This window comes from Serratia sp. L9 (genome assembly GCF_050632285.1).
Taxonomy (GTDB): domain Bacteria; phylum Pseudomonadota; class Gammaproteobacteria; order Enterobacterales; family Enterobacteriaceae; genus Chania.
Genome location: NZ_CP192591.1, coordinates 707,604 through 719,920 on the forward strand (window position 1 = coordinate 707,604; position 12,317 = coordinate 719,920).

Consider the following 12,317-nt stretch of genomic DNA (forward strand, 5'->3'; position numbering starts at 1 on the left):
AAAAGCCCCGGCTAAGATAGCCAGGGCTTTAGTCATTCACTGCAAAACGTGCAGTTAATCAGGTCGGGACACTTACTCGTCGCTGCCACCCAGGTTGCCTGCATTCAGCAACTCGGCCAGGTTAGCCGTTGCTTCTTCCGCGCTCACCTGCGGAACAACTGGCACTTCGCCCTGCGCTTTACGGCGCATACGATCCTGGTGATAAGCGTAACCGGTACCGGCTGGGATCAGACGGCCCACGATCACGTTCTCTTTCAGGCCACGCAGTTCATCACGCTTACCGGCAACTGCCGCTTCGGTCAGAACTCGCGTCGTTTCCTGGAACGATGCTGCAGAGATGAAGGACTCGGTCGCCAAGGAAGCCTTGGTGATACCCAGCAGATCGCGTGAGAAGGTTGCTTCGATCTTACCTTCAGCAACAAGCTTACGGTTAGCAATCTTGACGCGTGATACTTCAGCCTGCTCGCCTTCCAGGAACTCGGTGCCACCAGCGCTGACGATGGTGCCTTTACGCAGCATCTGACGAACGATAACTTCGATGTGTTTATCGTTAATCTTAACGCCTTGCAGACGGTAAACTTCCTGCACTTCGTTGGTGATATAGCGGGTAACCGCATGAACACCACGCAGACGCAGAATGTCGTGCGGAGATTCCGGGCCGTCAGAAACAACGTCACCGCGCTCCACAATTTCGCCTTCAAATACGTTGAGCTGACGCCATTTCGGGATCATCTCTTCGTAAGCGTCGCTGCCGTCCAGTGGGGAGATAACCAGGCGACGTTTGCCTTTGGTCTCTTTACCGAACGAGATAATCCCGCTGATTTCAGCCAGGATTGCCGGCTCTTTCGGACGACGTGCTTCGAACAGATCCGCAACGCGTGGCAGACCACCGGTGATGTCCTTGGTACCGCCGGATTCCTGAGGAATACGCGCCAGGGTATCACCCGCACCGATCTGAATGCCGTCTTCCAGCTGCACAATCGCTTTACCCGGCAGGAAGTATTGAGCAGGCATATCAGTACCTGGGATCAATACGTCGTCGCCTTTGGCATCAACGATTTTCAGTGCCGGACGCAGGTCTTTACCGCTACCGGTACGTTCTGCGCTGTCCAGTACCACCAGAGAAGACAAACCGGTCAGTTCGTCGGTCTGGCGGGTAATGGTCTGGCCGTCAACCATATCAGCAAAGCGGATGAAACCGCTCACTTCGGTAACCACCGGCATGGTGTGCGGATCCCAGTTAGCAACGGTTTCGCCGCCGTTAACTTCTGCACCATCACCTTTGCCCATTACAGAACCGTAAGGCACTTTGTAGCTTTCTTTGGTACGGCCGAATTCGTCGATCAGCTTCAGTTCTGTGTTACGAGAAGTAATCACCAGCTTGCCTGCGGCGTTCATAACGAACTTCACATTGCTCAGCTTCAGAGTACCCTTGTTTTTCACCTGGATGCTGGATTCAGCCGCCGCACGAGATGCCGCACCACCGATGTGGAACGTACGCATCGTCAGCTGTGTACCTGGCTCACCAATTGACTGTGCCGCGATAACGCCGATAGCTTCGCCTTTGTTGATGATGTGGCCACGTGCCAGGTCACGACCATAGCAGTTTGCACACACACCAAAGTCGGTTTCACAGCTAACAACGGAACGGACTTTAACGCTGTCGACAGAGTTCTCTTCCAACAGGTCACACGTCTTCTCGTTCAGCAGAGTGTTGCGTGGCACCAAGATGTCAGCCGTGCCCGGCTTGATGATATCTTCAGCAGTCACACGACCCAGAACGCGTTCACGCAGTGGCTCTTTAACGTCACCACCTTCGATAACCGGGGTCATCATGATGCCGTTGTGAGTACCACAGTCGTCTTCAGTCACTACCAGATCCTGCGCCACGTCAACCAGACGACGGGTCAGATAACCGGAGTTTGCTGTTTTCAGTGCTGTATCCGCCAAGCCTTTACGAGCACCGTGCGTGGAGATGAAGTACTGGAGTACGTTCAGACCTTCACGGAAGTTCGCGGTGATTGGCGTTTCGATGATGGAGCCGTCTGGCTTCGCCATCAGGCCACGCATACCGGCCAACTGACGAATCTGAGCGGCGGAACCACGAGCACCGGAGTCGGCCATCATAAAGATGCTGTTGAAGGAAACCTGCTGTTCCACCACGCCGTCACGGTTAACCACGTCTTCAACCGACAGGTTTTCCATCATCGCTTTAGCAACACGTTCGTTCGCCGCAGCCCAGATATCGATCACTTTGTTGTAACGTTCGCCGGCGGTTACCAAACCAGACTGGAACTGCTCCTGGATCTCGGCAACTTCGGTTTCCGCTTCTTCGATGATCTCCGCTTTTTTCGCCGGGATCACCATGTCATCGATACCTACAGAAGCACCTGAACGGGCAGCGTAAGCAAAACCGGTGTACATGATCTGGTCAGCAAAGATAACGGTCGGCTTCAGGCCCAGGATGCGGTAACAGGTGTTCAGCATCTTGGAAATCGCTTTCTTGCCCAGAGGCTGGTTAACGATCGAGTACGGCAGACCTTTTGGTACGATCATCCACAGGATGGCACGACCAATGGTGGTATCAACAATAGTGGTCTGGTGAACGGATTCGCCTTCGGTATTTTTGATCTCTTCTGTAATACGCACTTTTACGCGTGCATGCAAAGAGGCCAGACCGGCGCGATAAACACGTTCAGCTTCTTTAGGACCCGTCAGAACCATGCCTTCGCCTTTGGCGTTAACACAGTCACGAGTCATATAGTACAGACCCAATACAACGTCCTGCGAAGGAACGATGATTGGCTCGCCGTTCGCGGGTGACAGGATGTTGTTGGTAGACATCATCAACGCACGCGCTTCCAACTGGGCTTCCAGCGTCAGCGGTACGTGAACAGCCATCTGGTCACCATCGAAGTCGGCGTTGTATGCCGCACAAACCAGCGGGTGCAGCTGGATCGCTTTACCTTCGATCAGAACCGGTTCAAACGCCTGGATACCCAAACGGTGCAGGGTTGGTGCACGGTTCAGCAGTACCGGGTGTTCGCGAATAACTTCGTCCAGGATATCCCAGACAACCGCTTCTTCACGCTCAACCATTTTCTTGGCGGCTTTGATGGTTGTGGCCAGGCCACGCAGTTCCAGCTTGCCGTAGATGAACGGTTTGAACAGCTCCAGTGCCATTTTCTTCGGCAGGCCACACTGATGCAGACGCAGGTATGGACCTACGGTGATGACAGAACGACCAGAGTAGTCAACACGTTTACCCAACAGGTTCTGACGGAAACGACCCTGCTTACCTTTGATCATGTCGGCCAAAGATTTCAGAGGACGCTTGTTGGAACCGGTGATGGCACGACCGCGACGGCCGTTATCCAGCAGGGCATCAACCGCTTCTTGCAGCATACGCTTTTCGTTGCGCACGATGATGTCCGGCGCAGCCAGATCCAGCAGGCGCTTCAGACGGTTGTTACGGTTGATCACGCGGCGGTACAGATCGTTCAGATCTGAGGTCGCGAAACGGCCACCATCCAGTGGAACCAACGGACGCAGATCTGGCGGCAGTACCGGCAATACCGTCAGGATCATCCACTCTGGCTTGTTGCCAGACTGTACGAACGCTTCCAGCAGCTTGATACGCTTGGTCAGTTTCTTACGCTTGGTTTCGGAGTTGGTTTCGTTCAGCTCTTCACGCAGCTGCTCACACTCGGCTTCCAGATCCATGTTTTTCAACAGGGCCTGGATAGCTTCCGCACCCATCTTGGCGTCGAATTCATCACCGAACTCTTCCAGCGCATCCAGATACTGCTCTTCAGTCAGGATCTGACGACGCTCGAGGTTGGTCATACCGCCTTCAACAACCACATAGGATTCGAAGTACAGTACACGTTCGATGTCACGCAGCGGCATATCCAGCAGCAAACCGATGCGGGATGGCAGCGATTTCAGGAACCAGATGTGCGCAGTTGGAGAAGCCAGCTCGATGTGGCCCATACGCTCACGGCGCACTTTAGTCTGGGTCACTTCAACGCCGCACTTCTCACAGATCACGCCGCGGTGTTTCAAGCGCTTGTACTTACCGCACAGGCACTCGTAATCTTTTACCGGCCCAAAGATACGGGCACAGAAAAGGCCGTCACGTTCTGGTTTGAACGTACGGTAGTTAATGGTTTCCGGCTTTTTAACTTCACCGAACGACCAGGAACGGATCATGTCTGGCGATGCCAGAGCAATCTTGATCGCATCAAACTCTTCGGTCTTAGTTTGCGCTTTCAGAAACTTCAATAAGTCTTTCACGGATTGGCTCCTGTCGGAGTTAAACCTGTTGGGCGCACGCTGACAAATCGCGCGCCCGTGTGACCTGAACAACCACCCTCTGGCTCCCTAAGGCCGGGAGCCAGAGCCGGAAAAACGATTACTCGTCTTCCAGTTCGATGTTGATACCGAGCGAGCGAATTTCTTTCAACAATACGTTGAAGGACTCCGGCATGCCTGGTTCCATACGGTGATCGCCATCCACGATGTTTTTGTACATCTTGGTACGGCCGTTGACGTCATCCGACTTAACGGTAAGCATTTCCTGCAAGGTGTAAGCTGCGCCGTATGCTTCCAGGGCCCATACTTCCATCTCACCGAAGCGCTGACCACCGAATTGCGCCTTACCACCCAGCGGCTGCTGAGTAACCAAGCTGTAAGAACCGGTAGAACGCGCGTGCATTTTATCGTCGACCAAGTGGTTCAGTTTCAGCATGTACATATAGCCTACGGTTACCTGGCGCTCGAATTGCTCGCCGGTACGGCCATCAAACAGCGTAATCTGACCAGAAGTCGGGATACCGCCCATTTCCAGTAATTGCTTGATTTCTGTCTCTTTGGCACCATCGAAGACTGGCGTTGCGATTGGCATACCTTTTTTCAGGTTCTCTGCCAGACGCAAGACTTCGTCGTCGGTGAAGGTGTTCAGATCGACTTTCTGGCAAACGTCGTCGCCCAGATCGTAAGCTTTCTGGATGAACTCACGCAGTTTGGCGACTTCCTGCTGCTGCTTGAGCATCTGGTTGATTTTCTCACCAATGCCTTTCGCAGCCATGCCCAGGTGGGTTTCCAGGATCTGACCAATGTTCATACGTGAAGGAACGCCCAGCGGGTTCAGTACGATGTCAACCGGCGTGCCGTTTTCATCATAAGGCATATCCTCGATCGGGTTGATCTTGGAGATAACACCCTTGTTACCGTGGCGGCCTGCCATCTTGTCACCCGGTTGGATCTGACGTTTAACTGCCAGATAAACCTTAACGATTTTCAGCACGCCTGGTGCCAGATCGTCGCCTTGAGTGATCTTACGACGCTTGGCTTCCAGCTTCTTCTCGAAGTCGGATTTCAGTTCGTCATACTGCTCTGCCAGCTGTTCCAGCTGGTTTTGCTTTTCTTCGTCGGTCAGGCCCAGTTCCAGCCAGCGATCGCGTGGCAGCTTGCTCAGTTTCTCGGCTTCGATGCCACCGGCAACCAGCACTGCGTGGATACGCGCGAACAAACCGGCTTCCAGGATCTGCAGTTCTTCAGTCAGGTCTTTCTTCGCCTGCTTCAACTGCATCTCTTCGATTTCCAACGCACGCTTGTCTTTTTCCACGCCATCGCGGGTGAAGACCTGCACGTCGATAACCGTACCGGAAACGCCGTTTGGTACACGCAGAGAAGAATCTTTAACGTCAGAGGCTTTCTCACCGAAGATTGCACGCAGCAGCTTCTCTTCTGGCGTCAGTTGGGTTTCGCCTTTCGGCGTTACCTTACCAACCAGAATGTCGCCACCGGTCACTTCCGCACCGATATACACGATACCGGATTCATCCAGTTTGGAGAGCGCCGCTTCACCCACGTTAGGGATGTCGGCGGTGATCTCTTCAGGCCCCAGTTTGGTGTCACGAGACACGCAAGCCAGTTCCTGGATATGGATGGTGGTGAAGCGATCTTCTTGTACCACACGCTCGGAGACCAGGATGGAGTCTTCGAAGTTGTAACCGTTCCAAGGCATGAACGCAACGCGCATGTTCTGGCCCAGCGCCAGTTCACCCAGGTCTGTAGATGGGCCATCTGCCAGCACGTCGCCGCGCGCGATTGGCTCACCCAGATTCACACACGGCATCTGGTTGATACAGGTGTTCTGGTTAGAACGGGTGTACTTGGTCAGGTTATAAATATCGATACCTGCTTCGCCCGGGTACATCTCATCTTCGTTAACTTTGATAACGATACGAGAAGCATCCACGTACTGGATCACGCCACCACGTTTGGCTACGGCGGTAACACCGGAGTCAACCGCAACAGCACGTTCCATACCGGTACCTACCAGCGGCTTGTCAGCACGCAGAGTTGGAACCGCCTGACGTTGCATGTTCGCACCCATCAATGCACGGTTGGCGTCATCGTGTTCCAGGAATGGAATCAGTGAAGCACCAACGGAGACAACCTGCTGGGTTGATACGTCCATATAGTCAACCTGATCGCGGCTGAACAGGCTTGATTCGCCACGGCTACGACAGGTGACCAGGTCTTCCATGAAGCGGCCGTCATCATCCAGGTTGGAGTTCGCCTGAGCGATAACGAAGTTGCCTTCTTCAATAGCAGACAGATAGTTGATTTCATCGGTAACCACGCCGTCACGCACGCGGCGGTACGGGGTTTCCAGGAAGCCATACTCGTTAGTCTGTGCGTACACAGACAAGGAGTTGATCAGACCGATGTTTGGACCTTCCGGCGTTTCGATTGGACACACGCGACCGTAGTGAGTCGGGTGTACGTCTCGAACTTCAAAGCCGGCACGTTCACGGGTCAGACCGCCTGGGCCCAATGCAGAAATACGACGCTTGTGCGTGATCTCGGATAACGGGTTGTTCTGGTCCATAAACTGAGACAGCTGGCTGGAGCCGAAGAACTCTTTCACCGCCGCCGAAATCGGCTTGGCGTTGATCATGTCCTGAGGCATCAGAGTGTCCAGATCGCCCAGTGACAGACGTTCTTTAACCGCACGCTCAACACGCACCAGACCTACACGGAACTGGTTCTCAGCCATTTCGCCAACAGAACGGATACGACGGTTGCCCAAGTGGTCGATATCGTCCACTTCGCCTTTGCCGTTACGGATATCGATGAGCTTCTTCATCACTTCAATGATGTCGTCTTTGCTCAGGATGCCCGAACCTTCAATCTCGTCACGCAGCAGAGAACGGTTGAACTTCATCCGGCCAACCGCAGACAGATCGTAGCGGTCTTCAGAGAAGAACAGGTTCTCGAACAGGCTTTCCGCCGCTTCACGCGTCGGTGGTTCACCAGGGCGCATCATGCGGTAGATTTCTACCAGTGCGCTCAGACGATCGCTGGTTGGGTCGACACGTACGGTCTCAGAGATGTACGCACCGTGGTCCAGGTCGTTGGTGAACAGCGTTTCAATACGCTTGTGGCCAGACTGGCTCAATTTGGCTAGCAGATCCAGCGACAGCTCCATGTTGGCTGCGCAGATCAACTCGCCAGTATTGGTATCGATATAGTCCTTCGCGGCCACTTTGCCTGCGATGTACTCAACCGGTACTTCAATGCTGTGAATTTCGTCTTTTTCGAGCTGACGGATATGACGAGCAGTGATACGGCGGGCTTTCTCAACGTAAATCTTACCGTTGGCTTCGATATCGAAGGACGCAGTTTCACCACGCAGACGCTCTGGAACCAGCTCCATCTGCAGCTTGTTATCACGGATCTCGAAGACAACTTTATCGAAGAACAGGTCAAGGATCTGTTCTGTAGTGAAGCTCAGCGCGCGCAGAATGATGGTCGCTGGCAGTTTGCGGCGACGGTCAATACGCACGAACAGGTTGTCTTTCGGGTCAAACTCGAAATCCAGCCATGAACCACGGTAAGGGATGATACGTGCGTTATACAGCACTTTACCCGAGGAGTGGGTTTTGCCCTTATCGCTGTCGAAGAACACACCAGGACTACGGTGGAGCTGGGATACGATAACCCTCTCAGTACCGTTAATTACAAAGGTACCGTTTTCGGTCATGAGCGGAATTTCGCCCATATAGACTTCTTGTTCCTTGATGTCTTTGACCGTACCTTCTGGTGCTTCACGTTCGTAGATTACCAGGCGCAGTTTAACGCGCAGCGGTGCAGAGTACGTCACACCACGGATCTGGCATTCTTTGACGTCGAACACCGGCTCACCAAGACGGTAGCTAACGTATTGCAGCTCCGAATTGCCACTGTAGCTCTGGATAGGGAAAACAGAACGGAATGCGGCTTCTAAGCCGTGTTGCCCTTCTGGATCTTGCTCGATAAACTTCTGGAACGAGTCAAGCTGGATAGAAAGGAGATAAGGTATGTCCAGAACTTGTGGACGCTTACCAAAATCCTTACGAATACGTTTTTTCTCGGTATAGGAGTAAACCATAGGGTTCCTCAGCTCGCTGAAAAGTAGAACCGCTCTGTCCGTCCGATATGGGACAGTTCATCATGCAACACCGTTTTATCGACCGGAAAGCGAGAACACTTTCCGCAATACTCTTTTCTATCACGCTTAAATCATTTCATTGCCTTTGCGACAGATTCGGCTGCAGCAAGGAGGGCAGTATATTAAGTCGTCGATAGAAAGAAATATTGGGGTTAGCCAGTAGCCAAACAGCGTGAAACTCTACTGACGCCCTACAGAGCAAAAAGGCTGGTGACCAAAAAGTCACCAGCCATCAGTCTGTTAGTTAAAACAGACTGCACTCAGAAAGCAGTGGCTTATTTAACTTCAACTTCAGCGCCAGCTTCTTCCAGAGCTTTTTTCAGTGCTTCAGCGTCGTCTTTGCTGATGCCTTCTTTCAGTGCTGCTGGTGCAGACTCAACCAGGTCTTTAGCTTCTTTCAGACCCAGGCCAGTTGCGCCACGTACTGCTTTGATTACTGCTACTTTGTTCGCGCCGATACCTTTCAGTACAACGTCGAATTCAGTTTTTTCTTCAGCAACTTCAGCGGCAGCAGCAGGACCTGCAGCTACAGCAGCAGCAGAAACACCGAACTTCTCTTCCATAGCGGCGATCAGTTCAACGATTTCCATTACAGACAGAGCTGCAACGCCTTCGATAATTTGGTCTTTAGTGATAGACATAACAAGAGTTCCTAAAATTCAGAAATAGTTTAAATACGTAAGCAAAGGCTAAGAAAAAGGGCTTATGCCGCTTCTTTCTGATCGCGCAGTGCAGCCAGAGTGCGAACCAATTTGCCAGCAGCGGCTTCTTTCATGGTTGCCATCAGGCGTGCGATTGCTTCATCGTAAGTAGGCAGAGTTGCCAAGCGGTCAATTTGTGCCGCAGGGATCAGCTCACCTTCAAAGGCCGCAGCTTTAACCTCAAATTTTGCATTCGCTTTCGCGAACTCTTTGAACAGACGAGCAGCAGCGCCCGGGTGTTCGTGAGAGAATGCAATCAAGGTAGGACCGACAAACGTGTCTTTCAGGCATTCGAACGGAGTGCCTTCAACTACGCGACGCATCAAGGTGTTGCGAACAACACGCATGTAAACGCCAGCTTCACGACCTGCTTTACGCAGTTCAGTCATTTTATCAACGGTAACGCCGCGAGAATCCGCAACAACCGCAGACAGCGCGCCTTTGGCTACTTCGTTGACTTCAGCAACAATCGCTTGTTTGTCTTGAAGATTTAATGCCATTAGCTTTTTGCTCCTGGATTAGCCGGGAAAATTCCCCGGAACTCACTTCACTCAACACCTTGTGTAAACACTCGGCGTTGAGCGGCTTAACACGGTGAGCAGAATCCAGCAAAGACATTCTATAAAAGAAAACTTTCTTTAGGCTCTGTCACCGTCTACGCAGGAAGAATTAAGTATCTTTCGATACACCTGCGGTCTTGGACGGAGGCCTGGATAGGCCAGGCTCCAACCGAAAAATCTTTTGTTCCACATATAGCAGAACCTTGGGGCATAAGATTCTAGACAAATCTTAACCCCAAGTCAAAGCGATAATCACAAAATGATTAGTTCGCTACAGCAGTCAAGCCGCTTTGATCGATAGCAACGCCAGCACCCATGGTGGTGGAGAGGCTAACTTTCTTGATGTACATGCCTTTCGCCTGTGATGGTTTAGCTTTTTTCAGCGCAACCAGCAGAGCTTCCAGGTTTTCTTTCAGCTTGTCTGTGTCGAAATCAACCTTACCGATGGTGGTATGGATGATGCCGTTTTTGTCGTTACGATAACGAACCTGGCCTGCTTTAGCATTTTTCACTGCTTCAGCAACGTTCGGAGTAACGGTACCCACTTTCGGGTTTGGCATCAGGCCACGTGGACCCAGGATCTGGCCCAGTTGACCAACAACGCGCATTGCATCCGGGGAAGCAATAACAACGTCGAAGTTCATTTCGCCTTTTTTGATCTGGTCAGCCAGATCTTCCATACCTACCAGCTCTGCGCCTGCAGCTTTAGCAGCTTCAGCGTTAGGGCCTTGGGCAAATACGGCAACGCGAACAGAACGACCGGTGCCGTGTGGCAGAACGGTAGCACCACGTACGTTTTGGTCTGATTTACGAGCGTCGATGCCGAGGTTAACAGCAACGTCAACGCTTTCTACGAATTTAGCGGTGGCCAGCTCTTTCAGCAGAGCAACAGCTTCGATGATGTCATACTGTTTAGTAGCATCAACTTTGTCACGGATCACGCGCATGCGCTTGGTCAGCTTAGCCATTTCTTAATCCTCCACTACCAGGCCCATGGAACGAGCAGTACCTTCGATGGAGCGAATCATCGCTTCAGCGTCAGAACCAGTCATGTCCGCAGCTTTGGTTTCTGCGATTTCACGTACCTGCGCACTTGTCACTTTACCCACTTTGTCTTTGTTCGGCTTACCAGAACCAGACTTGATACCAGCCGCTTTCTTCAACAGAACTGCTGCTGGAGGAGTTTTGGTAACGAAGGTGAAGGAGCGATCAGAATAAACTGTAATAACAACAGGGATCGGCAGACCTTTTTCAACGCTGTCAGTCTTAGCATTGAACGCCTTACAGAATTCCATGATGTTAACACCCTGCTGACCCAGAGCTGGACCAACTGGTGGGCTAGGGTTAGCCATACCGGCTGCAACTTGCAGCTTGACGTAGGCTTGTACTTTCTTGGCCATTGATATTTCCTCGTTTTGGGTAGTATCGCCTCTTTAGAGGCTCCCCGTGCTTTGTCCCGCCCTAAGAGCAGAACATCTAAAAACAAAAGGCGCGAAATTGTAGTTCAATTTCGCGCCTCTGACAAGCCACGAATCCTCTTGCCTAGCTGATTATTCGATCAGCCTTTTTCAACCTGAGCGAAGTCCAGCTCCACTGGCGTTGCACGGCCAAAGATGGAAACAGATACTTTCAGACGGCTCTTCTCGTAGTCCACTTCTTCGACAACGCCATTGAAGTCGGCAAATGGGCCATCGTTGACGCGTACCAATTCGCCCGGTTCGAACAGCGTTTTTGGACGTGGTTTATCACCAGCCTGCTGAAGGCGGTTCATAATCGCGTCCACTTCTTTATCGCTGATCGGTGCAGGACGATCGGAGGTCCCACCGATGAAGCCCATAACACGAGGAACACTGCGCACCAGATGCCAACTGGCATCGTTCATCACCATCTGAACCAATACATAGCCAGGGAAGAATTTACGCTCACTCTTGCGACGCAGGCCACCACGGATTTCAACCACTTCTTCAGTGGGCACCATGACTTCGCCGAACAGCTCTTCCATATCGTGCAGTTTGATGTGCTCGCGCAGCGATTGCGCAACGCGACCTTCAAAACCGGAAAACGCCTGAACGACGTACCAACGCTTTTTTGGGGCTTCAGACATTTTAGAACCTCAGGCCAGTAATAAACGATACCAGACGGACCAGAATACCATCCAGGCCCCACAGAATCAGTGACATCACGGCTGTTACCGCGGCAACGATCAACGTGGTGTGTAACGTTTCCTGACGAGTTGGCCAGATCACTTTACGTACTTCAGTACGCGCTTCACGCGCAAACGCAACGGTAGCTTTGCCTTTGGTGGTCATCAACGCCACTACACCTGCCACAGCAATGACCACGACAACTGCCAGCGCGCGCAATGGCAAGCTGAAATCACGGTAGTAATAGTTACCGACGATAGCCACAACCAACAGAACGGCGACGATTGACCACTTGGCCGCTTCAAGGCCGCGCCCGCTCCCTTGAGCCTCGGTATTCGCACTCATAAACCAACCTGTCACTAATGATTCGAACAAACAACTTTGCCTCGCAATGCGAGGCAAACCAAAC

At 52.2% G+C, this 12,317-nt stretch carries 8 protein-coding genes; all 8 read right to left on the reverse strand.

Going from position 1 to position 12,317, the window contains the following annotated elements; all coding sequences use genetic code 11:
* Window positions 1-72: 72 nt before the first annotated feature.
* The 8 genes from rpoC to secE all read right to left on the reverse strand — a co-directional run bounded on the left by rpoC (window position 73) and on the right by secE (window position 12,253).
* Entirely contained in the window at window positions 73-4,296 is a 4,224-nt protein-coding gene (gene rpoC / locus ACQ86O_RS03385) for a DNA-directed RNA polymerase subunit beta' (RefSeq protein WP_431224130.1), read from the reverse strand.
* 118 nt (window positions 4,297-4,414) lie between these two features.
* A complete protein-coding gene (gene rpoB / locus ACQ86O_RS03390) occupies window positions 4,415-8,443 on the reverse strand; it encodes a DNA-directed RNA polymerase subunit beta (RefSeq protein WP_431224131.1) in 4,029 nt (1,342 codons plus the stop codon).
* Between the two features lie 335 nt (window positions 8,444-8,778).
* Window positions 8,779-9,144 (reverse strand): 50S ribosomal protein L7/L12, encoded by a 366-nt coding sequence (gene rplL, locus ACQ86O_RS03395; RefSeq protein WP_431224132.1) that lies wholly within the window; start codon window positions 9,142-9,144, stop codon window positions 8,779-8,781.
* Between the two features lie 62 nt (window positions 9,145-9,206).
* Window positions 9,207-9,704, reverse strand: a complete 498-nt coding sequence (gene rplJ, locus ACQ86O_RS03400; protein WP_317694221.1) for a 50S ribosomal protein L10 — start codon at window positions 9,702-9,704, stop codon at window positions 9,207-9,209.
* 323 nt (window positions 9,705-10,027) lie between these two features.
* A complete protein-coding gene (gene rplA, locus ACQ86O_RS03405; RefSeq protein ID WP_431224133.1) occupies window positions 10,028-10,732 on the reverse strand; it encodes a 50S ribosomal protein L1 in 705 nt (234 codons plus the stop codon).
* A 3-nt stretch (window positions 10,733-10,735) separates the two neighbouring features.
* Complete coding sequence (rplK, locus tag ACQ86O_RS03410; protein WP_431224134.1) at window positions 10,736-11,164, reverse strand: 50S ribosomal protein L11; 429 nt, start codon at window positions 11,162-11,164, stop codon at window positions 10,736-10,738.
* Between the two features lie 158 nt (window positions 11,165-11,322).
* Window positions 11,323-11,868, reverse strand: coding sequence for a transcription termination/antitermination protein NusG (gene nusG / locus ACQ86O_RS03415; RefSeq protein WP_431224135.1), 546 nt, complete (start codon window positions 11,866-11,868; stop codon window positions 11,323-11,325).
* 1 nt (window position 11,869) lies between these two features.
* The gene (secE, locus tag ACQ86O_RS03420) at window positions 11,870-12,253 is read right to left on the reverse strand and encodes a preprotein translocase subunit SecE (protein WP_202673268.1); all 384 of its coding nucleotides are present in this window, start codon (window positions 12,251-12,253) and stop codon (window positions 11,870-11,872) included.
* Between the last annotated feature and the right edge of the window lie 64 nt (window positions 12,254-12,317).

Excerpts from the sequence above, each read along its gene's own strand:
- rpoB (WP_431224131.1), bottom strand. The coding sequence starts at position 8,443 with ATGGTTTACTCCTATACCGAGAAAAAACGTATTCGTAAGGATTTTGGT.
- rplL (WP_431224132.1), bottom strand. The coding sequence starts at position 9,144 with ATGTCTATCACTAAAGACCAAATTATCGAAGGCGTTGCAGCTCTGTCT.
- rplJ (WP_317694221.1), bottom strand. The coding sequence starts at position 9,704 with ATGGCATTAAATCTTCAAGACAAACAAGCGATTGTTGCTGAAGTCAAC.
- rplA (WP_431224133.1), bottom strand. The coding sequence starts at position 10,732 with ATGGCTAAGCTGACCAAGCGCATGCGCGTGATCCGTGACAAAGTTGAT.
- rplK (WP_431224134.1), bottom strand. The coding sequence starts at position 11,164 with ATGGCCAAGAAAGTACAAGCCTACGTCAAGCTGCAAGTTGCAGCCGGT.
- nusG (WP_431224135.1), bottom strand. The coding sequence starts at position 11,868 with ATGTCTGAAGCCCCAAAAAAGCGTTGGTACGTCGTTCAGGCGTTTTCC.
- secE (WP_202673268.1), bottom strand. The coding sequence starts at position 12,253 with ATGAGTGCGAATACCGAGGCTCAAGGGAGCGGGCGCGGCCTTGAAGCG.